20 protein-coding genes and 2 tRNA genes are annotated in these 24,511 nt (G+C 66.0%); 5 read left to right on the top strand and 17 right to left on the bottom strand.

Going from position 1 to position 24,511, the window contains the following annotated elements:
- Positions 1-45: 45 nt before the first annotated feature.
- Together WFK98_RS00365 and WFK98_RS00360 are read left to right on the top strand one after the other, a co-directional pair.
- Complete coding sequence (locus WFK98_RS00365) at positions 46-4,830, top strand: autotransporter domain-containing protein (protein ID WP_336798905.1); 4,785 nt, start codon at positions 46-48, stop codon at positions 4,828-4,830.
- A gap of 634 nt (positions 4,831-5,464) precedes the next feature.
- Complete coding sequence (locus tag WFK98_RS00360) at positions 5,465-7,123, top strand: arylsulfatase (RefSeq protein WP_336798904.1); 1,659 nt, start codon at positions 5,465-5,467, stop codon at positions 7,121-7,123.
- A 330-nt stretch (positions 7,124-7,453) separates the two neighbouring features.
- On the opposite strand, the gene WFK98_RS00355 is transcribed toward WFK98_RS00360, so the two are convergent.
- The 6 genes from WFK98_RS00355 to WFK98_RS00330 all read right to left on the bottom strand — a co-directional run bounded on the left by WFK98_RS00355 (position 7,454) and on the right by WFK98_RS00330 (position 13,040).
- Positions 7,454-9,187: a hypothetical protein gene (locus WFK98_RS00355; protein ID WP_336798903.1), complete on the bottom strand. Its 1,734-nt coding sequence runs from the start codon at positions 9,185-9,187 to the stop codon at positions 7,454-7,456.
- Positions 9,188-9,702: 515 nt separating this feature from the next.
- Positions 9,703-10,131, bottom strand: coding sequence for a DUF2721 domain-containing protein (locus tag WFK98_RS00350; protein WP_266340678.1), 429 nt, complete (start codon positions 10,129-10,131; stop codon positions 9,703-9,705).
- A 65-nt stretch (positions 10,132-10,196) separates the two neighbouring features.
- Positions 10,197-10,556, bottom strand: coding sequence for an HdeA/HdeB family chaperone (locus WFK98_RS00345; RefSeq protein ID WP_336798902.1), 360 nt, complete (start codon positions 10,554-10,556; stop codon positions 10,197-10,199).
- A 27-nt stretch (positions 10,557-10,583) separates the two neighbouring features.
- Positions 10,584-12,020, bottom strand: coding sequence for a DUF1254 domain-containing protein (locus WFK98_RS00340; RefSeq protein WP_336798901.1), 1,437 nt, complete (start codon positions 12,018-12,020; stop codon positions 10,584-10,586).
- A 17-nt stretch (positions 12,021-12,037) separates the two neighbouring features.
- Complete coding sequence (locus WFK98_RS00335; protein ID WP_266340681.1) at positions 12,038-12,694, bottom strand: hypothetical protein; 657 nt, start codon at positions 12,692-12,694, stop codon at positions 12,038-12,040.
- A gap of 40 nt (positions 12,695-12,734) precedes the next feature.
- Positions 12,735-13,040, bottom strand: coding sequence for a hypothetical protein (locus WFK98_RS00330; protein WP_266340682.1), 306 nt, complete (start codon positions 13,038-13,040; stop codon positions 12,735-12,737).
- 540 nt (positions 13,041-13,580) lie between these two features.
- On the opposite strand from WFK98_RS00330, the gene WFK98_RS00325 reads away from it, so the two are divergent.
- Positions 13,581-13,919: a hypothetical protein gene (locus WFK98_RS00325; RefSeq protein WP_336798900.1), complete on the top strand. Its 339-nt coding sequence runs from the start codon at positions 13,581-13,583 to the stop codon at positions 13,917-13,919.
- 54 nt (positions 13,920-13,973) lie between these two features.
- Here WFK98_RS00325 and WFK98_RS00320 read toward each other — a convergent pair.
- From WFK98_RS00320 to WFK98_RS00280, 9 genes are all read right to left on the bottom strand, one after another.
- Positions 13,974-14,049: transfer RNA gene (locus tag WFK98_RS00320), tRNA-Phe, on the bottom strand.
- Positions 14,050-14,217: 168 nt separating this feature from the next.
- The gene (gene yacG, locus WFK98_RS00315; protein WP_266340685.1) at positions 14,218-14,448 is read right to left on the bottom strand and encodes a DNA gyrase inhibitor YacG; all 231 of its coding nucleotides are present in this window, start codon (positions 14,446-14,448) and stop codon (positions 14,218-14,220) included.
- A gap of 14 nt (positions 14,449-14,462) precedes the next feature.
- Positions 14,463-15,086, bottom strand: coding sequence for a Maf-like protein (locus WFK98_RS00310; protein WP_336798899.1), 624 nt, complete (start codon positions 15,084-15,086; stop codon positions 14,463-14,465).
- Positions 15,087-15,200: 114 nt separating this feature from the next.
- Entirely contained in the window at positions 15,201-15,680 is a 480-nt protein-coding gene (locus tag WFK98_RS00305) for an arsenate-mycothiol transferase ArsC (protein WP_266340687.1), read from the bottom strand.
- Between the two features lie 2 nt (positions 15,681-15,682).
- Positions 15,683-16,174, bottom strand: coding sequence for a UPF0262 family protein (locus WFK98_RS00300; protein ID WP_266340688.1), 492 nt, complete (start codon positions 16,172-16,174; stop codon positions 15,683-15,685).
- Between the two features lie 37 nt (positions 16,175-16,211).
- Positions 16,212-17,504, bottom strand: coding sequence for a histidinol dehydrogenase (gene hisD, locus WFK98_RS00295; RefSeq protein ID WP_336798898.1), 1,293 nt, complete (start codon positions 17,502-17,504; stop codon positions 16,212-16,214).
- 108 nt (positions 17,505-17,612) lie between these two features.
- Positions 17,613-18,068: a DUF2948 family protein gene (locus WFK98_RS00290; protein WP_336798897.1), complete on the bottom strand. Its 456-nt coding sequence runs from the start codon at positions 18,066-18,068 to the stop codon at positions 17,613-17,615.
- A gap of 110 nt (positions 18,069-18,178) precedes the next feature.
- Positions 18,179-19,468, bottom strand: a complete 1,290-nt coding sequence (gene murA, locus WFK98_RS00285) for a UDP-N-acetylglucosamine 1-carboxyvinyltransferase (protein ID WP_336798896.1) — start codon at positions 19,466-19,468, stop codon at positions 18,179-18,181.
- A gap of 128 nt (positions 19,469-19,596) precedes the next feature.
- Positions 19,597-19,818: a hypothetical protein gene (locus WFK98_RS00280; protein ID WP_336798895.1), complete on the bottom strand. Its 222-nt coding sequence runs from the start codon at positions 19,816-19,818 to the stop codon at positions 19,597-19,599.
- A gap of 388 nt (positions 19,819-20,206) precedes the next feature.
- Here WFK98_RS00280 and WFK98_RS00275 point away from each other — a divergent pair.
- Both WFK98_RS00275 and WFK98_RS00270 read left to right on the top strand, forming a co-directional pair.
- A tRNA-Thr gene (locus WFK98_RS00275) sits at positions 20,207-20,281 on the top strand.
- 448 nt (positions 20,282-20,729) lie between these two features.
- Complete coding sequence (locus WFK98_RS00270; RefSeq protein ID WP_336798894.1) at positions 20,730-23,267, top strand: heavy metal translocating P-type ATPase; 2,538 nt, start codon at positions 20,730-20,732, stop codon at positions 23,265-23,267.
- Between the two features lie 101 nt (positions 23,268-23,368).
- On the opposite strand, the gene WFK98_RS00265 is transcribed toward WFK98_RS00270, so the two are convergent.
- Together WFK98_RS00265 and WFK98_RS00260 are read right to left on the bottom strand one after the other, a co-directional pair.
- On the bottom strand, positions 23,369-23,650 hold the full coding sequence (locus tag WFK98_RS00265) for a DUF4242 domain-containing protein (RefSeq protein WP_266340694.1): 282 nt from the start codon (positions 23,648-23,650) through the stop codon (positions 23,369-23,371).
- Between the two features lie 72 nt (positions 23,651-23,722).
- Positions 23,723-24,223: a hypothetical protein gene (locus WFK98_RS00260; protein WP_442907351.1), complete on the bottom strand. Its 501-nt coding sequence runs from the start codon at positions 24,221-24,223 to the stop codon at positions 23,723-23,725.
- Positions 24,224-24,511 lie beyond the last annotated feature (288 nt).

The raw sequence follows: 24,511 nt of genomic DNA, 5'->3' as shown, positions 1-24,511 counted from the left end.
GGGGACGACGTGTCAGATTTTGCAGAAGTAGGAGGAAGCGGCCGATTGGCAGCTCCGTTCCGTTCGACGGGACCGGGCTTGCCGCAACGCGCCGCCACGCAACGCTCGACGGCGGCATGGCGCCGGGCGCTGCTCGGCGGTTCGGCCGCGGGTGCGATCCTTCTCGCCATGGGCGCGCCGGCCTTCGCCGCATGCACGACCGACGACGGGACGATGACCTGCAGCGGCGCCCTGCCGGACCCGATCAGCATCGACGAGACGAGCGAAGTCCACACGCTCAACCTGACGGAACCCGACGCCGACATCACCTGGGACGACGGCAATTCGGGCATCCGCTTCATCTCGAACGGCGCGGTGACGATCAACAGCAACACCGGGACGCACGAGATCGTCGTCAGCGGCGAAGGCGCGGACGGCATCAAGGCGCAGAGCTACGAAGACGTGGACGTCGGCGCGATCGCGATCGACCACTCCGGCAATGTCAGCTCGACCGACGGCTTCGGCGTCTGGGCCGAGACGGACGGCGCCATCACGCTGACGGCGCATGGCAACATTTCGGGCGGCCTCGACGCCGTCAAGCTGCACAGCACGACGGACGGCGCGATCTCGATCGACGTCACCGGCGACGTCACCTCCACCGGCGGCGACGGCATCACCGCCTCGACCAATGGCGGGATCACGTCGATCACGAATGGCGACATCCTGGCGGCCGGCGGCGGCATCGTCCTGCAGAGCTATGAGAGCGGCGACGTCGAGCTCACCCATACCGGCGACGTCGAGGGCGACGGCCAGCACGGCATCTACGCAACGGCCAATGGCGAGGTCACCGCGACCGTCACCGGCGACGTGCGCGGCAAGGTCGACGCCATCCATCTCGAGGGCCATGCCTCCGGTTACGGGCTTACGCTCGACCAGACCGGCAGCGTGACCGCGGACGAGGGCTATGGCGTCTATGCCGACGCGCTCGGCACGGTCGACGTCTCGGTGAACGGCGCCGTCGATGCCGGCGGCACCGGCATCTACGCCAACAGCAGCGAATCCAACGTCATCGTCGAGCACTTCGGCGGCACGCTCACCGCCCGCGACGGCGACGGCATCGTCGCCAAGGCGCCGAACAGCACGGTCTCGGTCACCAACACCGGCACGCTGGAAGCGCAGGGCTTCGGCATCTATGCCGAAAGCGGCAGCGCATCCGTCACCGTCAGCCAGACGGGCGCGCTGACGTCCTATGAAGGCAAGGGCATCTACGCCGCCTCCGGCAATGGCAGCGTCCAGATCACCAAGACCGGCACGGTCACGGCCGAGCTGGATGCCGTCACCGCCAAGTCGGGCGGCAGCTCCGTCAGTATCACGCAGACGGGCGACGTGACCGCCTATAACGGCAAGGGCATCCTCGCCACGTCGGGCGCCAGCACGGCAACCCTGACCGGCGCCGGCAGCATCACGTCGAAGGGCGACGCGATCTCGATGACGGCCAGCGGCGGCGTCACCATCGACCGCACGTCGGGCGCGATCGAATCGTGGAGCGGCTCGGGCATCGTGGTCGACGCCACGGGCAGCAGCGCCTCGATCACCAATTCCGGCACGATCACCGCCTACCAGGACGGCATCAAGTCGACCTCGAGCTATGGCAACACGATCGACCAGACCGGGGCGATCACCGCCTCCAATGGCGCCGGCATCTGGGCGAGCTCCGGCTCCGGCAACGTCTCGATCACCTCGTCCGGCGCGATCGAAAGCAAGACCACCGGCATCCATGCCAAGACCGGCTCGGGCGACGTCACCGTCGACCAGACCGGCACCGTCCTCTCCAACGCCGGCAAGGGCATCGACGCCTACACGCCTACCGGCGCCGTCACGGTTTCGACGGGAGCCGTCACCGCCAAGCTCGACGGCATCACCGCCACGAACCTGAGCGGCCAGAAGGTCGAGATCACCAGCGCCGGCGTCACCTCCTATGACGGCGCCGGCATCCTGGCCTCGTCGGCGACCGGCATCGTCAAGGTGACCAACAACGGCGCCGTGACCAGCCAGCTGGAAGGCATCAAGGCCAGCAGCCTCGGCAACAGCGCGGTTTCGGTCGAGCAGAACGGCGCCCTGACCTCCTATTCGAAGTCGGGCATCAGCGCCTGGTCCGCCACCGGCGCGGTGAACGTCACCGGCGAAGGCGACATCACCGCCGAGCTGAACGGCATCGTCACGGGCAATGAGGGCTACGGCAAGATCACCATCGAGCGCAGCGGCAACATCACCGCCTACAAGGGCACGGGCATCATCGCCTCGTCGACCGACGGCGAGATCGCCGTGACGAGCGAGGGCGTTCTCACTGCCGATGTCGACGGCATCGTCGCGACCAACGAGGGCAACGCCAAGATCTCGGTCACGCAGGTCGGCAACCTCACGGCCTACAAGGGTACCGGCATCGTCGTGAGCTCCGCAAATGGCGAGCTGTCGGTGTCGAACACGGGAACCCTGACCGCCGAACTCGACGGCATCGACGCCACCAATATCGGCTCGGGCAAGGTCACGGTCTACCAGGACGGCAGCCTCACCTCCAACACGGGCACCGGCATCGTCGCCTCCTCCTCCACGGGCGAGGTGAAGGTGACCACGATCGGTTCGCTGATCGCCGAACTCGACGGCATCGTCGCGACCAACGAAGGCGACGCCTCGGTGAGCGTGACCGCCGGCGCCATCACCTCCAACACGGGCACCGGCATCGTCGCCTCGTCGACGACCGGCGCCGTGACGGTCATCGGCAATGGCGCGATCCTCGCCGATCTGGACGGCATCGTCGCCAAGAACGAGGGCCTCACCGCGGTCCAGGTCACCCAGACGGGCAATGTCACCGCCAACAAGGGCAGCGGCATCATCGCCACCTCGGCCCTCGGCGCCATCACCATCACCAGCACCGGCGACATCCTCGCCGACGGGTATGGCATCAACGCCGTCAACAGCAGCGATGACGGCGCGATCACGATCGAGCATACCGGCGATATCACGGCGGCCAACTATGACGGCATTTACGCGGAAACCGCCAATGCCGACATCGATGTCACCGTCGACGGCGACATCTCCGCCCACCAGGACGCCATCCACCTCGTCAGCTATGGCGACCAGTCGGTGACGGTCGACGGCGGCCGGGTGACCGGCGGCGCCGGCTTCGCGGCCGTGCATTTCGACGGCGGCTACGAAAACAGCCTCGTCAACGCCGGCACGATCGACAGCGCCGACGGCATCAACGGCCTCGCCATCCTAGCGAACGACAACAATACGTCGATCGTCAACAATGGCACGATCACCGGCAATGTCGTGCTCAGCGACTGGTCGAACAGCTTCCTCAACGGCGAGGACGGCGTCTTCAACATGGGCGATACCGTCCATCTTGGCGCCGGCAACACGCTGACGAACGATGGCAGCGTCTCGGTCGGCCAAGTGGGCCAGGTCGCAACGACCGCGCTCACCGGCTCATTCGTCAACGGCTCCACCGGCACGCTGCTGCTCGACATCGACCTCGCCGGCTCGACGGCCGACCGGCTGGACGTCTCGGGCACCGCGAGCCTTTCAGGCACGCTCGGCCTGCACTTCACCTCGCTCGGCCAGTTCGACCAGACCTTCACGGTGCTGACGGCCGACACGGTGACCACCAGCGCGCTGCTGGTCTCCAACCCGCTGGTCCAGTACGCCATCGACAACGTCAATGAAGACCACCTCGACCTGACGGTTGCGGGCTACGAGTATCTCGTCGACGGACTGAACGAGAACGGGCGCGCCTTCGGCAGCTACCTGAACCAGGTGATCGGCAATGTCGGCGCGCTCGATCCGATCGCGTTGTCGCTGCTGAACCTCACCTCGATCGAGGCGGTCAACGAAGCCTACAACCAGCTGACGCCGGCCGATCATCTGAACGAACAGCTGATGGCCACCTACAACTCGCTCGGCTTCGCCAACAGCCTGATGAGCTGTAAGGTCCGGGACGGCGCCTATGTGTTCAATGCCGAAGGCGAATGCGCCTGGGGCCGCATCGGCTACCGCACCTTCGACCGCGACAGCACCTTCGACACGTCCGGCTTCACCCGCGACACCTGGGAACTCGCCGGCGGCGCGCAATATGCCGTCAAGGACAACTACCGCCTGGGCTTCGCCTTCGCGGCCAGCACGTCCAAGTCCAACGGTGCCGACGGCTCGACCAGCGACGGCAAGCAGGTCGAAGGCGGCGTGGTGCTGAAGTACGTGCCGGGTCCGCTGACGCTCGCCGCCTCGGCGTCCGGCAGCTATGGCTGGTACGATTCCGAGCGCTTCGTCGCCTTCGGCGACTTCTACAACGACCTGACCAGCAAGCCGGAAGCCGGCTCGCTGAACGGCCGCCTGCGCGCCGCCTACGACTTCGGCAACGACAAGGTCTATGTCCGTCCGCAGATCGAAGGCAACGCCACCTATCTCTACCAGTCGGCGTTCACCGAGACGGGCGGCGTCGCGGCTATGTCGGTCGACAGCGTCTCGCGCACCGTCTTCAGCGCGGCGCCGTCCATCGAGGTCGGCGGGCAGGTGGTGACGACCGGCGGCACGATGATCCGCCCCTATGTCCGGGGTGGCGTCACCGTGTTCTCCAACGACAGCTACGACCTGACGGCACGTTTCGCGACCGTCACGCCCGATGCCGGCGACTTCACGATCACCAGCAGCAGCGACCGGCTGCTGTGGAACACCTCGGCCGGCGTCGACGTCCTGTTCGAGAACGGCAACACCGTCCGCGCCTTCTACGACGGCAATTTCGGTCAGACCTCGACCGAGAACGCCTTCGGCCTGAAGGCCAGCCATAACTTCTAGGGCGCTCGCCGCCTCTGAAACCTGGATGTGAAACGCCCCGGAGCCGCAAGCTCCGGGGCGTTTTCCTTGGAGCCGCCTTGCGTGACCTGCCCGAGTGGAAACCCCGACATCGCAAACATTGCCGTTTCAAGAAATATTGATCGGCGCAACCCTGCCTGCGAATACGACAGACCGGAAAGCCGATATTCCGGTAGCCCAAGCAATCCATCCCGGCAAACAATCCGCTCACGACAGGACTGCCGATCAATTCAGACGGTTACGAAACGGAATTGACTCGAAAGCAGTAAGCGGACAGATTTGCCTCCGGACTGACCTAGCGTCCACTCCAGAATTCTACCTCTCCCCGACCTTCGGCCGGGGCCTTGCTTTTCGTTGCCGCAGATCACACCCGCTCCGCCATCCGCCGGAGAATTCGTGATGACGAAGCAGCCTGCATCGTACTCTTCCCCGGCCGCCGCCCCTCGCGGCCGGCATGCGTTACGCCCTGGCGCGCCCTGCGACAGCCTCATCCCATCCCGAACGCCCCCGCCCGATTCCTGACCGAGCGATATCCTTCGAAGGACCCGCCAAGCGGCCCGCGAGGAGACCCGCACAGGGAGATGTCCTCTTTCCTCAGCCACACCGGGAGAATGACATGACCGATCGACCGATTGCCCCCGACCAGACCGACCACGGCGTCAGCAGGCGGTCGCTATTGACCGGAACGACGGCGCTGATCGCAACCTCGGCGCTCGCCGCCGGCGCCGCGGCGACCGCCATGCCGGCCGCGGCGCGCGCGCAGGACGCGCCGGCCCCGTCCGGCAAGATGCCGAACATCCTCGTCATCTTTGGCGATGACATCGGCATTCCGCAAATCAGCGCCTACACGATGGGCCTGATGGGCTACCGCACGCCGAACATCGACCGGATCGCCAGCGAAGGCGCGATCTTCACCGATTCCTACGGCCAGCAGAGCTGCACCGCCGGCCGCGCCTCCTTCATCCTCGGCCAGGAGCCGTTCCGCACCGGCCTGCTCACCATCGGCATGCCGGGCGATCCGCACGGCATCCAGGACTGGATGCCGACGATCGCCGACGTGCTGAAGACCAAGGGCTATGCCACCGGCCAGTTTGGCAAGAACCATCTCGGCGACCAGGACCAGCACCTGCCGACCAATCACGGCTTCGACGAGTTCTTCGGCAACCTCTACCACCTCAACGCCGAGGAGGAGCCGGAGGGCTACTTCTACCCGAAGGATCCGGAATTCCGGAAGAAGTTCGGTCCGCGCGGCGTCATCCATTCCTTCGCCGATGGCAAGATCGAGGACACGGGCCCGCTCAACACCAAGCGCATGGAGACCGTCGACGAGGAGTTCCTGACCGCTGCGAAGGACTTCATCGACCGCCAGCACAAGGCCGACAAGCCGTTCTTCGTCTGGTTCAACGCCACCCGCATGCACGTCTTCACGCATCTGAAGAAGGAATCGCTCGGCAAGACCGGCAAGGGCATCCATGCCGACGGCATGGTCGAGCATGACGGCATGGTCGGCGAACTGCTGAAGCAGCTCGACGATCTCGGCATCACCGAGGACACCATCGTCGTCTACACGACCGACAACGGCGCCGAGATCGCGCTGTGGCCCGATGGCGCCATGACGATGTTCCACGGCGAGAAGGGCACGACATGGGAAGGCGGTTTCCGCATCCCGATGATGGTGCGCTGGCCGGGCGTCGTGAAGCCCGGCACGCAGATCAACGACCCCGTGGCGCTGATCGACTGGATGCCGACGTTTGCTGCCGCCGCCGGCATTCCCGACATCAAGGAGCAGATGAAGAAGGGCTTCCAGGCCGGTTCGAAGACGTTCAAGGTCCATCTCGACGGCTACGACCTGACCGAACTGCTGAAGGGCGAAGCGAAGGAGCCGCCGCGCGATACGATGTTCTACTTCGACCAGGGTGGCAATCTGAACGCGCTGCGCTGGAACGACTGGAAGCTCTCCTTCGCGGTCTCGAGCGAAGGCAACATCGCCACCGCGACGCGCGAGGTCCCGGCCTGGGCAAATATCGCCAATCTCCGCATGGATCCCTATGAACGGGGCATGAAGGAAGGCGGCGGCGCCACCGAATTCCTGGCGCGCAACATGTGGCTGCTGGTGCCGGTGCAGGGGAAGATCAAGGAGTTCTTCGCCGACTTCACGGAGTTCCCCTACCAGGAAGGCAGCTCGCTGAACGCGAGCGGCATCAATTACGGGCTGTTGCGGCAGGAAGCGGCGCTCAATCGCCTGAAACAGCTGGAATCACTGGCGCCGCAGTAGGGCGCGGCGGGAGCCGGCGGTATCCGAAAAGATCCATGGCGCCGCGCTGCGCCGCCATGGACGCCCACCGGCGGCAATACCATGCCTGCCTTCTTCCAAGCCTGCCCGGCTAACGCGGGACCGCCGTGCTGGCCCCACGCAGCCCTGTCGCGTCATCCCCTTCCCGGGTGGCTACATGCTCAGCCGGGCGGGTCATCATCACAAGCACGTCCCTCACGGTTCGCGCTCACCCTTCTCGACGGTGATGAACGAGCGATTGGCATCGAGATGCGGTGAGGCGGCGCCCGCCGCATCGTGGGGAAGGATGATCATCGGACGCTGCCCCTGAGTTCAAAATTGCAATCCAGCCTTGCTCAGGGACGTCAAGAAACGATTGCGATCCACTTCCGGAACGTTGCGCAGCCCCACCCAGGTCCGGACATTCGTTACGAACTCTGGCGCATGGGCCATCAGCCATTTCCGTTCGGCTTCGGCATCGACCGGATAGGCGGCCTCGGCAAAGACCGCCGCTGCGATGAGATGATAGGCAGGATTGTCCACGACGGCCGCCCGCCGGATCCACATCGTCGCGGCGGCGTAGTCCCGCTCGATGTAGGAGCAGATGGACAGGATCACTTCATAATAGCCAAGCGGCCCTGGATTGCGCTCGCGTGCCTGCGCCACGAGGGCGCAGCCACGCGACCACTGGCCGGAATCCGCCACCCGAAGTCCGTATTCCCCCATTAGTTCGGTGTCGTTCGGGTTGGTGGCCATCGCCTGTTCGCCAATGGCCAGCGCCGATTCTACCTGCCCGTCGAAATAAAGAGCCAGCATCTTGGCTTGCAGGGCGCGGACGTTTCGAGGGTCAAGCTCGACGGCGCGCTTGGCGGCGGCGGTAGCCTTTTCGAGAGAAGCTGGTGCCGTCGCGGCCTCGACCGGAAACCGAAAACGGAGCTCATCGAGATAGGTCTGGGCGAGAAGAGCCCAGGCGGTGGCATAGTCCGGGAAGCGTGCCACCGTCTTCTCCAGACACTGGCGGACGCGCGGGTGGGAGCGAGCGTCGAGATTGGCACGGTAGATAAAGTAGGAAAGCGTGCAGGAATAGGATTCCCAGTCCCCGCTCGTGTCCGACCCGCTGCGTCCCGCATCGGCCTTGTATATCACCCCGTAGGGCTGGCCGAGTTCGGTGGCAATTTCCCGTGCCAACTGCTCTTCGAGTGCAATCCGCTGCCTAGGGTCGTAGTTCACATCGTAGGTGTGTGCCCAGAGGACGCTGGCATCTTCTGCATCGAGCAGCCGGGCCTGGAGACGTAGTCTGCTTCCTGCCAGACTGACGCCGCCCAGCAGGACATAGCGCGCGCCGTGCGCATTGGGATTGTCGCGCTCGCCTTCCACGGTAACGATGTCGCGGAATTTCGCCATCTGGCCGAGGATTTCCGGGGTCAGTCCGTTGGCAAGGGCGGACGCGGCCGGCGAGGAGGACACGTCGTCGATCGGTCGAACCAGCAGGCGCGGCACGGCTGGCGTCGAGATCGCCCTTGGCCATGGCGACCAGCCAGCGGCCTCGAGCAGGAGCGCCAGCGACACAGTCAGCCCTACGCAGACCACAGCTACCAGGCCAGCAATCCATCGCGGCCGCCGGTCGGTCTCAAGAGCTTCGACCGGAGGGACGAGCACTTGCCAGGCAAACGCAGGAACATACCCGCCCTTGGGGATCGAGATCACGACCGGGTCGTTGGTCCCGGCCCTCTCGTAATACTGCTCCATCGCGCGACGCAGGCGGACGGCCTCCAGCCGCACGATCGGATCGGCGTGCGAGTCGAAATCCGCGCCCCGGCCGAACACGTCCGTAGCGATGGAGAAGGCCTTGATCCGGTCGGCCCGCCCGGCCAGCGTCTCTTCGACGACATAGCTGAGAAAGCGACGGGACCGGGAGGGCGCGTCGAATGTCTCGCCTTTGAGAATTCGGGCAAGCGCATCCCGAATTGCCTCCGGTGGTATCTCGACATCGGTCGGAGCGTGGGGCCCGAGATCAGCTGATGCGTCAGCCAGCCCTTTGTCCGACGAAGCAAACCAACTCCGCATCGCGATCGCTGTTCTCCAGGCGGTGCAGCACGCAACCCATAGTTACATCATCGCGGGCCGAGCGGGAATGAAGCGGCCCCGCCAAATCTACAATTTGGCGGGTTTAAATTGCGCCGGCCGGGAAGGCGCCAAAAAGAGAGCAGTCTGTAGGTGCGCCAAGCGTGCTGCTATATTGCATTGGGAAACGTGGCCATTGTCTCACCGCTCTGGATGCGGGTGCATTCACGCTATTGCGCGGCGGCAAGGGCCGAGGGGTGAGGTGCTCCGTCCCAATCGCAGCTGCGTTCGCGCCCTCGCCGCAGCCGAAATGCACGCTGATCAAGCCGGATCCCGAAGTCGCATGCCAGGCAAGTGGCCTGCGCGATGTCGAGCTACCCGGCCCCTTGCTCAGTCGATGCAGACCACGACATGGCGCCCCTGATAGGGCTGGTGGCAGACGCCGCCGCGGCTCCAGATCACGGTGCCGTTGACGCTCGTCTTGGCACACCCGGCTGATTGCGACGGCAAGGCGCCGATCACGGCAGGTGGTCGATGTCGTTCAGGCCGATCGAGATTTCACGGGCGAGGAAGAGCAAGGCGCCAACGAACAGGGCCATGGCAACGATGAAGAACAGGGCCGCGCCGACCTGGTGATCCTGGTCGAGAAACGCGGCCGCGAAGCTCCAGACGATCAGCAGCGTGGTGCAGAGCGAACTGGCGATCGCCAGCGAGATCGCCCGATGCAGCAGCCGGACGCGAGACCGTAACCTCGGAATGTCCGATTTGAGCACCTTGCGAAGCTCGTCGTCGTCGGAAATGCCGTGGATCGACCGGCTGCGGTCGATGAGAACGTTGAACCGTCCGACCAGCAGGCCCACGAACGACGCCGTCGCGCCGAGCAGGAAGGCGGGCGCCGTGGCGTGCAGCATGACCTGCGACAGATGGGACAGAGTGGGGGAGTCCATGGCTTTTCCAGCAGAAGGAGGGTCGGCGGGCGCCCGCGACATTTCGGGGGCGCCCGCCGGTAGAGTCAGTTCATGTCGATGCCGAGCTTGGCGCGCTCATCCTTGAAGACGACGGCGATCGCGTCGATGATCTTCTTGTCGAGATGCGCCTTGCAGTAGACGATGACCTCATGCTCGGCCTCCTTGCTCTTCTTGACATCGTAGAAGTGCTTCTTGGCGAGGCCGTTGTACCAGCCGCTATACCAGGCGGTCAGCGCATCGGCGTCCTGCTGGTAGGTCCCGGCAAGCTGGGCACAGGTCAGCGCCTGCACATCCAGAAAGCCGTTCTCGTCGGCATAGGCGAGCAACGGCGTCGCCGTCTGGGCCATGGCCGCTGGAGCGCCGAGCGCCAGCATGACACCGGCCATGAGAAGGGATCGGATCATTTCCTGCTCTCCGATGGTTTGCCGACGTCAGCTCTTCACGACCGGCGGAATGATCCAGCTGCCGTTCAGGATCGACGGATCGTTCTCGTCCGGCCAGTAGAGGCGCATCATCAGGTAGAACTTGTCCTTAGGGGCCGGCAGCCAGTTGGCCTCCTTGTCCTTGCCCGGCGACTTGTGCTGGATAAGGATATCGACGGAGCCATCGGCATTGGCCTTGAGATCCTGTCGCGCGCTGATCGAATAGCGGTTGATCGGATTTTCGACGAAGAAGTACTTCTCATTGTACATCGTAATGGACCAGAAGCCCTTCACGGGCGGCAGCTGGCCCTTCTTGAACTTCACGACATAGTCCTCGCTGCCATTGTAGCTGCGCGAGATCATGCCGCCGCCGCCCTTGAGCGAGGTCGGATAGACCGCGTCCTGCGGGCGGTTGGCGCCGAGGCCGATCGCCGTGACCAGGGCACGCTGGATGTAGTTGGTGCCGTAGAGCCCGGTCTTGGTGGTGAAGCCCCAGCCATTGACGCTCTGCACGTCGCCGTCGCTGAACTTGAAGTGCAGCATCACCCGGTCAAAAGCGAGATCCGGCAGCCGCTTCTCGAAGAGCGGGTCGAACTTCGACTTGTCGAAATCCTGCCCCGGCACGATGCCGATGGAGGCGAACTTCTCGACTGCGGGCGCATCGGCGGCAGAAGGCGGGTTGGTCTTCATGAGCTCGCACAGGAGCGTGAAATACTCCGTGGCGGACATGCTGTTGACCTGCTCGCGCACCGCCGTCTTCATGTCGATCGACGGATCCACCTTTCCGGCCGGCGGCGTGTACGGCTTGCCCCAGGTCGAAAGCGGCTGCAGCTTGCAGGCGTCCTGGATCTTGTGGACGGCGGCATAGTCCTCCGGCGTCCCCTCGCAATAGATGCGGCCGAGCAGCCAGACGATGTTGGTCGGTGACTTGTACTCGACCACGCCGTCCGGCAGCGTGCCGGACCAGCCGGGGCCGGTGATGGCGAAGGTCAGCCCCTTCTCGCCGGTCGTGCGCGAGCCCGGTACCTGGAAGACGTTGGTCCAGCCGTCGAGCATCGGAAACAGGAAGTACCGATCGCCCATATCCGGGAATTCGAACACCCAGGGCTCCGCGCCGACGTCGACGAACGCCGTCGTGTAGAGCGTGTCCGCATTTGGCGCCGTCACGTCGGTGAACGAGGCATCCGGATATTGCCGGAGCTTGATGAGATGGCCCATCGGGGCGCGCGTACCCTTGGCCTCCACCACGTTCGTGACGACGCGACGCGTCATCTCCATCGTCACCAGCGGATAACCATAGATGTAGGCGTCGACGCCCGTCCAGAAGTCCTCACGGCCGGCGATGACGTCGGAGAGCGGGCCGTCCAGTGCGAAGGCGGGCGAGATCGCCGCGGATCCGAGCAGACCGGCGCCCAGCAGGGTCGCGGTGCGGCGTGTGATATCCATGATCGTGGCTCCTTCAATCAGTAGGGACGATAGGGCGGGTAATAGGGATAGGGCGGATAGACTGGGTACGGCGCGTATGCCGGCGGATAGCGGTAGGCGGCGCCTGCCGCGGCGCCGGCGTAGAACGCGCCGCGATAGGCCGTCCGCCGCGCTACGCCAGCAAAGGACAGCGGCGTCAGCGGCATACCGATGATGTCGATGAACACCGAGGCCGGACCGGCCGCGTTGCCGAGGTCCCCTTCCAGCACGGCAACGTCGAAGACGATGTTGGCGCCATCGGCCTTCGGGGAGAGGAGCGTCACCACGGCGTCCTTGACCTTGGAGCCGTCCTCGTCGAATACCGAGACGGTGGCGTTCGGCGGATCCTTGGCGAAGCTGTCCGATCCGGTGGCCCATTCCTCGAGCAGGTGGGCGGTCAGCGCATGGCCGGCGGCGCGCACCGGGCGGTCGGCGAAGATGATCGCGTTGGGCGCTGCGCCGATCAAGGTCAGCTTGCTGCCCTCCAGCTTGGCTCCGGCGGCGTTCATGACGATCAGCGACGGCTCGATCTGCGTCTTGGCGCTGCCGCCGATCGGCTTCTGCGCCGGCGCCTGGATCGCGTCCTGCGCCAGAGCCTCCGGTGCGGCTGCCAGTGCGCAAAGCAGCGCCGCAACCGATAGTAGGTCTCGCTTCATGCTCGTTCTCCTTGCTTGCCGTTGGTGCGGCGCAGCCGCTTCAGCAGTCGGACCGGTTGGTCCGACTGAAAGACGCGATCCGCGCGTGGCGCAGTTCGCTATCGATCTCTTTCAAGGCCCAGCGAACAAAGCCAAGCCACTCGAGCCGGCGTTCGGCGCGCAGCGCGACATCGAGGCGATCCACTGTCCATAGCGCGACCTCGGCTTCGGCCAGTTCGTCACAAATGTCCCTGAAGAGCTCGCTTTCGCGCGCCAGCGCCTTGATGTCGTCTGCCTGCGTCGGGAAGTGGCGGATGGCGGCCTCTATGCCGTCCGGCCCCGCGCCTGCCTCCTCCTCGGTTGCCATGTTGAACTCCAGCTCACCTGTCGTTCACCTCGGGATCGCAGCGCATTTGCGGCTTCGTCGGCCTCCTGCGGGTGGCGCCCCTCCCATGCTGCCACCGGAAACAGGCCGAAGCAGGCGTCAGGGACAGATCACGTCCGTTGTGCCGCCAGCACCGGTCGAGACGCACTTCGAGAGTCCGCCACCGCCGGAGGAGGATTGGTTGCTCTGGCAGGCCGCAAGCGCCAGCGTGCAGAGTACGAGAACCAATGCAGTCTTCATGTAGATCTCCTTGCCGGAAGATAAACCCAGGCGGTCGCGGCTCCCCAACCCCGCTCCGCCCCTATTCCAGCGACCCGGAGCGGTCGTCGGGAGGTTTCAAGCGTCCGGGCGTCATGGAGATGCTCGCCACCTGAGGCAGATATAGAGCGAAACCCAGCGCTCGATGCGTAAGCTTACGCAGTGTTCGTGGTAACAAACGCAATAGTGCGGTGGTTTGCGCCCTCCGGGTGCAGCGCAGCAGAACTGCCGCCAGCCTTGCCGAGCCGCCGCCAAGGGCAGCGGGTGTGGGACCTGGACAGAACCGGCGCCAGTCGTCCAGCACGGATGGAGCCGCTACCGAACTGGCTAAAGCGCCTGCGCGATGTGGGCTGCCAGCTTGTCCATGCCACTCCCACATTGGCGAGGAAGCGGTGCGACGAGGCCGGGCTTGAGGATTGCCGTGCCCATGGACTTCGAAAGGCGGCCACCGCGCGTCTTGCAGAAATCGACTGCCCCGATGCCGACATCATGTCGATCGCCGGCCAAACCACATACAAGGAGATCGACCGCTACACGAAGGGCGTGCGCCAGCGCCGCCTCGCCGAAAACGCCGTGGTGGGGATGAACAAGACGTCGGAATAGCTGGAAATTCCAGCTCGGGAAATTCCGATCCAACCCATCGATTTCAAAGGGAAATGGTGCCCGGAGGCGGATTCGAACCACCGACACGCGGATTTTCAATCCGCTGCTCTACCAACTGAGCTATCCGGGCGCCGGCGACCGGCGCCGCAAGGGCGTCTCAATCGCGAAGACAGGTGCCTTATAGGCGACGGCCCCTAGCCTGTCCAGAGGCCGACGCAGGAAGAATGCAGCCTGTGAACAACCCGCATTGCGGATCGAAAACCGGGCTGACGCGGGCCGCCGGAAGCATGGCGCCGGCTTACTCGTCCTCGTCGTCGCCGGCATCGCGCTCGACCACCGGAATCGCGTAGGCGCCAGACAGCCAGCGATGCAGGTCGATGTCCTTGCAGCGTTTCGAGCAGAAGGGATAGAAGGCGCGCACCGTCTCCTTGCCGCAATTGGCGCAGCGCCGCGGCGCGCGCAACGGCAGGATCTCCGCGCTCTGCGGCGCGGCCGGCGTCCCGGTTGCCGGCTTCTTGGACTCAGTCATCGGTCTGTCCTTCCTCAGGCTGGCCCGAGCCAACCCTTGCGGACGGGAAAGCCTTCCCCGTCGAGCATCGCGATCGTCTCGTAGAGCGGCAAGCCGACCACGGAGGAATAGGAGCCGACCAGCTTGACGACGAAGGTTCCGGCAAGGCCCTGGATCGCGTAGCCGCCCGCCTTGTCGCGCCATTCTCCGGATCCGAGATAGGTGTCGATCTCCTGCCGGCCAAGACGCTTGAAGCGTACCTTGCTCTCGACCAGGCGCTGGCGGACGGAGCCCTTTGGCGTCAGCAAGCAGACCGCCGTGTAGACGCGGTGGGAGCGGCCGGAGAGCAGACGGATGCATTCGGCTGCCTGGTCGTGGAACTCGGCCTTCGGCAGGATGCGGCGGCCGACCGCCACCACCGTATCGGCGGCGAGAATGTAGCTGTCGGCGAACTCCGGCGTGCGCACCGCCATGGCGCGCGCCGCGTCGGCCTTGCTGCGGGCGAGCCGCTTGGCAAGGCTGCGCGGCAGCTCGTTCTTCAGCGGGCTCTCATCGACGGAAGTGGGCAGAAGGCTGTCCGGCTCCAATCCTGCCTGGGCGAGGAGTTGCAGCCGTCGCGGGCTGCCCGATGCAAGCAGGAGTTTGGCGGTGCCTGTCATTCTTCCGTCCGGTCGATGTTGCTGATGGCGCCGCGCGAGGGCGCGGCTTTCGGCAGAGCGGCGGGACCCTAGCCGAATTGCCGGGGCAAGGAAACAGATCGCCGGAACCCGGCCCTACCCGCTCGGCAGCGGCGCCCAGCCGAAGCGATCCTTGATGCGCCGGCGCAACTGGTCGCGCACGTCACGATAGGCGTCGAGCCGCTGCTCGCGGGTACCGTCGACCAGCGTCGGATCCGGCATCGGCCAGTACTCCACCGTCACCGCCATGGTGCGCGTCAGCTCCAGCGCGCGGTGGTGCGCCTGCGGCGATAGCGTCACGACGAGATCGAAATTGGTGTCCTCGAGCTCCTCGATGGTATGCGGCCGGTGCCTTGTGAGGTCGAGGCCGCTCTCCTCCATCACCACGGCGACGAACGGATCCACCTCGCCCTTGCGGACGCCGGCGGAGGCGACATAGAGGCGCGGAAAGAGCTGGGCGGCGATCGCCGCCGCCATCGGCGAGCGGATCGCGTTCATGCCGCACATGAAAAGAACCGAGGTCGGGGGCCGCGCATCGCGGGGCTCGAACACACCCGGAGCGTCGGCGGCGGCCAAGCTCAGCCTTTCCAGTGCAGGGCGCAGACCAGCGTGAACAGCCGCCGCGCCGTCTCGAAATCGACCAGGATCTTGCCAGCGAGCCGCTGCATCAGCAGGCGCGAGCCGTCGTCGTGCACGCCGCGCCGGCCCATGTCGATCGTCTCGATCTGGCTCGGCGTCGCCGTGCGGATGGCAGCGTAATAGCTGTCGCAGATCAGGAAATAGTCGCGGACGATCTTGCGGAGCGGCGTCAGCGACAGGGCATGCAGGATCAGTGGCGCGTCGTTCTCGTCGCGAACGTCGAAGACGAGCCGGTTCTCGCGAATGGCGAGATGGAGCCGATAGCCGCCGGCCGGGTAGTCCGGCAGGGTGAAGCGATTATCTTCGACCAGATCATAGATGGCGATCTTACGCTCATGGTCGACATCGGCCGAGACGCGCCCGAGCGTCGCGCCGTCGAGATCGACGGCAACCAGCTTGCCAGCGATCTCGGGCTCGGAGGCATTGGCCATGTCGGGTTCCGCGTTCATCGATCGGCGATCGATCCTGCTACAGATTGAGCCGGATCGCCACCGAGCGCGCATGCGCGCCGAGGCCTTCGGCTTCGGCGAGCGCGATCGCCGCCGGGCCGAGGACGCGAAGCTGCTCGGCGCCGGTGCGCAGGATCGAGGTGCGCTTCATGAAATCGAGCACGGAAAGCCCGGAAGAGAAGCGCGCCGAGCGCGCCGTCGGCAGGACGTGGTTGGAACCGCCGACATAATCGCCGATCACTTCCGGCGTGGTGCGGCCGACGAAGATGGCGCCGGCATTGCGCACCTTCCGTACCAGCGGCTCGGGATCGGCGACGGCGATCTCCAAATGCTCGGGCGCCATGCGATCGGAAAGCGGCACGGCGTCGTCGAGCGAGGCGACGACGATGACGGCGCCGAAATCGCGCCAGCTCGCCGATGCGGTCTCGCCGCGCGGCAGCGTCTTCAGCTGACGCTCGACGGCGGCCTCGACCGCATCGGCGAGCTTCGGATCGTCGGTCATCAGGATCGACTGCGCCGCCGTGTCGTGCTCGGCCTGGGCGAGCAGGTCGGCGGCGATCCAGTCCGGATCATTGTCGCCATCGGCAATGACCAGCACCTCCGACGGGCCGGCGATCATGTCGATGCCGACGGTGCCGAACACCTGGCGCTTCGCCGCCGCGACATAGGCATTGCCGGGGCCAACGATCTTGTAGACGGGCTTGATAGTGTCCGTGCCAAAGGCCAGCGCCGCCACCGCCTGCGCGCCGCCGATGCGATAGAGCTCGTCGACGCCGGCAAGGCGCGCCGCCACCAGAACCAGCGGATTGATGACGCCATCCGGGGTCGGCACCACCATGACGAGGCGATCGACGCCCGCGACCTTGGCCGGCACCGCGTTCATCAGCACCGAGCTCGGGTAAGAGGCAGTACCGCCCGGGACATAGAGCCCGACCGCCTCGATCGCCGTCCAGCGCGAGCCGAGCTCGACGCCGAGCGCATCGGTATAGCGGTCGTCGACCGGCTTCTGGCGGGCATGGTGCGACTGGATGCGGTCGCGCGCCAGCACGAGGGCGGCGCGGGTCTTCTCGTCGACGAGCTTCTCGGCCGCCTCGAACTCGGCCTCCGAGACGCGCAGCGCGCCGGCCGCCAGCTGCAGCCGGTCGAAGCGCGCCGTGTAGTCGAGCACGGCGGCGTCGCCGCGCGCCCGCACGTCGGCGAGGATGCCGCGCACCGTGGCGTCGACGTCTTCCGACACTTCGCGCTTGGCGGCGAGTAGCGCGCGGAAGCGCGTTTCGAAATCGGGATCGGTGTGGGACAGGCGAATGGCCAAGACGTCGGCTCCTCAGATCAGAGCGACGTCTCTAGCGCGGTTCGGGCGGAGGGGAAAGGCCGCAGGCGCGTTCCGGCGCATCGGGGCGAACCGGGACGCGCGATCCGCTCAGGCGGACTGTTCGTCGAGGCTGTGCTCGGGGCAGCACTGGGTCGACCAGGCCGGACCGAGATCGCGCACCGCCGCCTCGATGCATTCAACATCGAGCGCGATGGCGCCGCCGCCAGCGAAGATGAGCGTGATGGTGCCGGCCGGTTCTTCGCGCGGCTCGAAAGCGATGGCGAGAAGATCGAGAACCGCGTCGGGGCGGCTGCGGTCTATGCCGACAGAGCGGACCGCAAGGACACGGTCAAAATGGAAGCCGGAACGACGACGCTCCCAGCTCTTCTTGTGCGCACCGGCTTCGGGCTGCTTTTCCCAGACGAAGCGGTTGATGACGCCGGCAAAACGCTTCTCCTTCGGAATGAAGGCGATGTCGCCAACCTTCAGCACCGCGTCCTGTACATGCGCGGATACGACGGCGAGGTCTTCAGCGTCGAACGCGGCGAGTTTAAGCTGATCCATGAGGACACCTGTCGGCCTGTTTACTTAAAACGACAGGTAGGAACTGTGTGGCGCGATCGCAACAGGTGAATCGCGCCACGACGCTCCCGAACGTCATTTCGCGCCGGATATCAGCCGGAAATCCGCTCGATCGTCGCGCCGCAGCGCGACAGCTTGTCCTCGAGGCGCTCGAAACCGCGGTCGAGATGATAGACGCGGTTGACGATCGTCTCGCCTTCCGCGGCAAGTCCGGCGATGACGAGCGACACCGAGGCGCGCAGATCCGTCGCCATCACCGGCGCGCCCTTCAGGCGCGGCACGCCGACGACGGTCGCCTTCTGGCCGTCGAGATGGATCTCGGCGCCGAAGCGGGCGAGCTCCTGCACATGCATGAAGCGATTCTCGAAGATCGTCTCGCGGATCACCGAGGTGCCGTCCGCCCGCGTCACCAGCGCCATCAGCTGTGCCTGCAGGTCGGTCGGAAAGCCCGGGAACGGCTCGGTCGAGATGTTGACCGGACGCAGGTCGGCGCCGTTGCGGTAGACGCGCAGGCCTTCATTGGTCTCGGTGATCTCGGCGCCGACCTCGCGCAGGATCTCGATCGGCCGCGTCAGCGTGTCGGCGCGCGCGCCTTCGAGCAGCACGTCGCCGCCGGTCATCGTTACAGCCATGGCGTAGGTGCCCGCCTCGATGCGGTCCGGCATGACCGAATGGCGGGCGCCGTTCAGACGGCTGACGCCCTCGACGCGGATCGTCGACGTGCCGGCGCCCGTAATCCTGGCGCCCATCTTGATCAGGCACTCCACGAGATCGACGACTTCCGGCTCGCGCGCGGCGTTCTCGATGATCGTCTCGCCCTTGGCGAGCGTCGCCGCCATCAGCGTGACATGGGTCGCGCCGACCGTCACCTTCGGGAAGACGATGCGGGCGCCCTGCAGGCCGTTCGGAGCGCGGGCGATGACATAGCCGCCCTCGATGTCGATCTCGGCGCCCATGGCCTGCAGCGCCTCGAGAAAGAGGTCGACGGGGCGCGTGCCAATGGCGCAGCCGCCGGGCAGCGAGACCTTGGCGAAACCTTCGCGCGCCAGGAGCGGGCCGATGACCCAGAAGCTCGCGCGCATGGCCGAGACCAACTCATAGGGCGCCGTGGTGTCGACGATGGTGCGGGCGGTCAGGTGCACGGTCTCGCCGGAAAGCTCGGCCTCGCCGAGTTGCTTGCCGGCGACCGTCATGTCGACGCCGTGATTGCCGAGGATGCGCTTCAGCTGCGCGACGTCGGCGAGACGCGGCAGATTGGCGAGCGTCAGCGTCTCGTCGGTCAGGAGGCTCGCGATCATCAGCGGCAGCGCGGCGTTCTTGGCGCCGGAGATCGGGATCGAACCGTTCAGACGCGCGCCACCGACAATGCGGATTCTGTCCATGACCTGCCAAGCCTTTCCGAAACGATGGAACGAGCGGTGGCGCCCCGTGAAGTGCCCCCGAATGAATGGACTGTCGCTCTAATCCAGGAATGAGGCCGATACAAGGAAAAGCCGGCGTCGCAACCCCTTCATTCCGATGGATCGTCCCCGTCGCCCGCCATGGCGGCGCGCGCCGCGGCCTTGCGGCGGGCGAGATTGGTTCGCAGCGCCGCCGCCAGGCGATCCTCACGCTCCCTGGCGGCGCGGGCGGCCGGGCTCGGCCGCCCGGAGGCGGGCGCGGCGGCATCAGCCGGATCGGCGGAAGGAATCTTCGCGGAAGCGGTCGGTTCGGTGTCGGGCTTGCGTGTCATGGCCGTTTCGGATCATCAGCAGGAAAGAGGGAATCATATACGGCGCAAGAGCGTCGCGGTCCAAGGCCGACGGACCGCATCGCCGAAACCCCGCCCCGGCATCGGAAGCGGACCTGTCGGCGGCAGCCGGGCCACCGTTCCCGCAGCACGACCCTGCCCGGCCAACCCCGCGCCGAAGCTCTGACGGATGCCAATCTGCGGCAACGCTCGAACAGAGGAGCGCCCCCGGGAATGCTGACCCGCCATCCACAGATGCAGGCCCGATCCCGGCGCTTTGCCACCTCTATCCACATTTCCACCGCGAAAGGCTGGAGAGTTGTCGACAGGCGCTTGATCCCGCCGCCCCGCTGTGGCAATAGACCGCCGTCCGGGCGACACGCCCGCCGGCGCTGCAGTAGCTCAGTGGTAGAGCACACCATTGGTAATGGTGAGGTCGAGAGTTCAATCCTCTCTTGCAGCACCACTCATCCACCTGAAATCAAACGTCGTTCCGTAAGATCTGCAGTCAGCGGACGGGTTTTGGCTCGTCATTCTGCAGGTGATTGGCCGCGAAGGATGACCGCGCCGAGGTCGACGTTGCGCAACTCCGGTTGATCATGACCCATCGTTGCATCCAGCATGAATGCTCCCGCGACGAGGTGTCGATGGCCGCCTCCAATGTCGACATGGACAAGGTCCCGACCTTCGCCGATTCGCGAGGGTTCCATAATTCGTTGCGCCAGAACCATGCTTCCGAGACGGAGGTGTGAATCAAGCTGCACAAGAAGGCCTTCGATGCTCGAGCGCGGCGAAACCATCCATCCGCAGAAGAAATAGGCGGACGGCCGGGTGAAGCCTGGTGCGATATTTGGGCTTGACCTTCCCATCATGGGAACCCGCAGGCTCCCGACCTGCAATTGCGGGAGACCGACATGACTGTCACGACCACGACCGCGCCTGACAAGATCTCGACTGCCGAGACGGGGCCTGCGAACACCGGACCTGCCGGGGCCGATGCCGAAACGCGCGCGCATGGCGGCGCGGGTCCTTCCGGGCACTCGCACCCTTCCACGCCCGGACATCCGCATGGCCACGGCAGCGCGGAGGCGACAGGCGGCGAGGCGAAACGCGTGAAGGATCCCGTCTGCGGCATGGACGTCGATCCGGAGGCGACGGCGTTTCGCGCCCGCTTCGAAGGCGCCGACTATTTCTTCTGCTCGAGCGGCTGCCGGTCGAAATTCATGGCGGAGCCGGGCCGCTATGCCCTCGGCGGCCATCACAGTGGTCACAACCACGATCACGATCACGGCCACATGCTGGCCAGTGCAGCGGCCCAGCCGGCCGGAGAAGCGGCCGAAGGCGCAATCTACACCTGCCCGATGCACCCCGAAATCCGACAGATCGGCCCGGGGAACTGCCCGATTTGCGGCATGGCGCTGGAGCCGGTTCTCGTCACGGCCGACGAGGGACCGAGCGAGGAACTGCGCGACATGACGCGGCGGTTCTGGGTCGGCCTCACGCTGGCGCTGCCGGTATTCCTGCTCGAGATGGGCGGTCATATCTTCAACATCGGCCATCTGATCGGCGGCACGGCGTCGAACTGGATCCAGCTGCTCCTCGCCACGCCGGTGGTGCTCTGGGCCGGATGGCCGTTTTTCGTGCGTGGCTGGCACTCGCTCGTCAACCGCTCGCTGAACATGTTCACGCTGATCGCGATGGGGACCGGCATCGCCTGGGTCTACAGCATCGTCGCGACGCTGGCGCCCGGCCTGTTCCCGCCCGCCTTCCAGGGCCATGACGGCTCCGTCGCCGTCTATTTCGAGGCGGCCGCCGTCATCACCGTGCTGGTGCTGCTCGGCCAGGTGCTGGAACTGCGCGCCCGCGAGCAGACCTCCGGCGCGATCAAGGCGCTGCTCGACCTCGCCCCGGCGACGGCGCGACGGATCGGCGCCGACGGCAACGAGGAAGAGATCGAGCTCGGCCATGTCGAGGTCGGCGACCAGCTGCGCGTGCGCCCCGGCGACAAGGTGCCGCTCGATGGCGAGGTGCTGGAGGGACGCTCCAATGTCGATGAATCGATGGTGACGGGCGAGCCGCTCGCGGTCGCCAAGTCGACCGGCGCCAAGGTCATCGGCGGCACGCTGAACGGCCAGGGCTCGTTCATCATGCGGGCCGAGAAGGTCGGCGCCGATACCATGCTGGCGCAGATCGTCCAGATGGTGGCGAAGGCGCAGCGCTCGCGCGCGCCGATCCAGCGGCTGGCCGACACGGTGTCGTCCTGGTTCGTGCCGATCGTCGTGCTGGTGGCGCTCGCCGCCTTCGCCGCCTGGGCGATCTGGGGACCCTCTCCCGCCATGGCCTATGGCCTGATCGCGGCGGTCAGCGTGCTCATTATCGCCTGCCCCTGCGCGCTCGGCCTCGCCACGCCGATGTCGATCATGGTCGGCGTCGGACGCGGCGCCCAGGCCGGCGTGCTGATCAAGAACGCCGAGGCGCTGGAGCGGATGGAGAAGGTCGATGTTCTCGTCGTCGACAAGACCGGCACGCTGACCGAAGGCCGGCCACGCGTTGTGGCGATCCGGCCGGCGGCGAGCCTTTCGGAAGCAGAACTGCTGCGGCTCGCGGCCAGCGTCGAACAGGCGAGCGAACATCCGCTGGCGGCCGCGATCGTCGCCGCCGCGAAAGAGCGGGGGCAGCCGCTCGATCCGGTCGAGGACTTCGATTCGCCGACCGGCAAGGGCGTCGTCGGCAAGGTCGGCGGCCGTACCGTCGCGCTCGGCAATGCGGCCTATCTCGCCGAACTCGGCGTCGACGTCGCGGCGATCGAGGCCGAGGCGGACCGGCTGCGCGGCGACGGCGCCACGGCCCTTCTCGCCGCCGTCGACGGCCAACCGGCCGGCGTGCTCGCCATCGCCGATCCCGTCAAGGAAACGACGCCGGCAGCGATCCGCGCGCTGCACGAGGCAGGCATCCGCATCGTCATGCTGACCGGCGACAACCGCACCACGGCCGAAGCGGTGGCGCGACGGCTGGGCATAGACGAGGTGAAGGCGGAAGTGCTGCCGGAGGACAAGGGCAACATCGTCGCCGCCTTCCGGGCCGAGGGCAAGGTCGTGGCGATGGCGGGCGACGGCGTCAACGACGCGCCGGCGCTGGCAGCGGCCGATGTCGGCATCGCCATGGGCACGGGAACGGACGTGGCAATGGAGAGCGCCGGGGTGACGCTCCTGCGCGGCGACCTGATGGGCATCGTGCAGGCCCGAAAGCTCAGCCAGGCGACGATGGGCAACATCCGCCAGAACCTGTTCTTCGCCTTTATCTACAACGCCGCCGGCATACCGGTGGCGGCCGGCCTGCTCTATCCGATCCTGGGGGTGCTTCTGTCGCCGGTGATCGCGGCGGTGGCGATGGCGCTGTCGTCCTTCAGCGTCATCGTCAACGCGCTGCGACTGCGTGTGACAAAGATCTGAGGCCCGATGACAGGACATCCCGGGCGAGGCCCGGGATGTCCATTTCGGCCGGAGCGCGCGCAGCCGGTCGATGGGGTTCGTCCGACCGGCCAGGCAGCGTCTCAGAGGCCGCCCCGTGCGGTTTCGGGACCGATGCGCGTCTTCACCTCGGTCACCTTGTCGGCGGGAAAGCCGCCTTCGCGGGCGTGGCGATGGATGACGTCGGCGCTCTCCGCCTCGTGGACGCAATAGATGGTGTCGCCGGCGACATAGCTGGTCACCCAGTTATAGGGTTCGCCCAGCGCCGCCACCGTGGCGTTCGACTTGCAGGCGATCGCGCGAAGCTCGGCTTCGGAAAGCTGGCTCGCGCCGGGAACATTCCGCTCGATAATGAACTGCTTCATTCTTTCTCCTCTCCGGATCACTGGAAACCGGCGGGGCGGCGCCGGCCGACTATGCGGGCCGGCGGCGGCCGGTCAGTTCGCCATCTCGTGCGCATGCTCGCAGGAGACGTTGGGATTCATGTCGGCGAAGGCGCCCTTCGGGTTCGGCTTCCAGGCCCAGACGTGCAGCTCGTAGAAGGCGGGAAGGCCGTAGCGATTGGGCGAATTGGTGAAGCTGAACAGCTGGCCGCCAAGATTGGCGGGGCCCTTGGTGGTGATGTATTCGACCGCGACCAGCCTCATCTTGCCGTCGGCGCCGGGCTCGTACATGACGGCCTCGGGCTTGGCGATGTCGATCGTCTCGTCGCCGATCAGCGTCGGGTTGACGTAGTGCACGCCCATCGCGCCGCCCTCGATCCCCGAAGTGCAGGGGATCGGCGAATAGCCTTCCTTGATGGCTGTCTCGACATTCCGGAAGCGGTCATTGGCCGCCCGCACCTTGTCAGGCAGGGACGCGTTCGCGGACGCTGCCCAGGCCGGCAGCGCCGATGTCAGACTTGCGGCCAGCGCCGCCAGAACAACGATGTGTTTCAATCTCGTCTCCACGATCAGGCGCCGGTTGCCCCTCGGAGCGAGCCTTGGTGATCGTTCCGTGCAGCCGGCGGCTGGCTTTATCCGGGGGACCGAGGGGTGGCGTCATCGCCCGTGCGGGGGATGGAACTGGCGCCGATCGGCCGGATAGTGTCGGCATTCCCCGGATGTCGCGGTTGTGAGATAAGCGTGCGAGGGCCCGTCGGCAGGACGGACCCAGCAAGCCCTGCCGGCATGTCTGCGATGTCGAGGGGGCGGCCGTCGCGGATCCCGGTCTCGGGACGCGAGCGC

The organism is Kaistia sp. MMO-174 (assembly GCF_037147815.1).
Lineage (GTDB): Bacteria > Pseudomonadota > Alphaproteobacteria > Rhizobiales > Kaistiaceae > Kaistia > Kaistia nematophila.
This window is presented reverse-complemented; position numbering and strand designations above follow the sequence as displayed.

Excerpts from the sequence above, each read along its gene's own strand:
- WFK98_RS00270 (WP_336798894.1), top strand. The coding sequence starts at position 20,730 with ATGACTGTCACGACCACGACCGCGCCTGACAAGATCTCGACTGCCGAG.
- WFK98_RS00355 (WP_336798903.1), bottom strand. The coding sequence starts at position 9,187 with ATGCGGAGTTGGTTTGCTTCGTCGGACAAAGGGCTGGCTGACGCATCA.
- WFK98_RS00330 (WP_266340682.1), bottom strand. The coding sequence starts at position 13,040 with ATGGCAACCGAGGAGGAGGCAGGCGCGGGGCCGGACGGCATAGAGGCC.
- WFK98_RS00350 (WP_266340678.1), bottom strand. The coding sequence starts at position 10,131 with ATGGACTCCCCCACTCTGTCCCATCTGTCGCAGGTCATGCTGCACGCC.
- WFK98_RS00280 (WP_336798895.1), bottom strand. The coding sequence starts at position 19,818 with ATGACACGCAAGCCCGACACCGAACCGACCGCTTCCGCGAAGATTCCT.
- yacG (WP_266340685.1), bottom strand. The coding sequence starts at position 14,448 with ATGACTGAGTCCAAGAAGCCGGCAACCGGGACGCCGGCCGCGCCGCAG.
- WFK98_RS00300 (WP_266340688.1), bottom strand. The coding sequence starts at position 16,174 with ATGGCCAATGCCTCCGAGCCCGAGATCGCTGGCAAGCTGGTTGCCGTC.
- WFK98_RS00335 (WP_266340681.1), bottom strand. The coding sequence starts at position 12,694 with ATGAAGCGAGACCTACTATCGGTTGCGGCGCTGCTTTGCGCACTGGCA.
- WFK98_RS00360 (WP_336798904.1), top strand. The coding sequence starts at position 5,465 with ATGACCGATCGACCGATTGCCCCCGACCAGACCGACCACGGCGTCAGC.
- WFK98_RS00310 (WP_336798899.1), bottom strand. The coding sequence starts at position 15,086 with ATGACAGGCACCGCCAAACTCCTGCTTGCATCGGGCAGCCCGCGACGG.
- WFK98_RS00265 (WP_266340694.1), bottom strand. The coding sequence starts at position 23,650 with ATGAAGCAGTTCATTATCGAGCGGAATGTTCCCGGCGCGAGCCAGCTT.
- WFK98_RS00345 (WP_336798902.1), bottom strand. The coding sequence starts at position 10,556 with ATGATCCGATCCCTTCTCATGGCCGGTGTCATGCTGGCGCTCGGCGCT.
- WFK98_RS00340 (WP_336798901.1), bottom strand. The coding sequence starts at position 12,020 with ATGGATATCACACGCCGCACCGCGACCCTGCTGGGCGCCGGTCTGCTC.
- WFK98_RS00290 (WP_336798897.1), bottom strand. The coding sequence starts at position 18,068 with ATGGATCAGCTTAAACTCGCCGCGTTCGACGCTGAAGACCTCGCCGTC.
- murA (WP_336798896.1), bottom strand. The coding sequence starts at position 19,468 with ATGGACAGAATCCGCATTGTCGGTGGCGCGCGTCTGAACGGTTCGATC.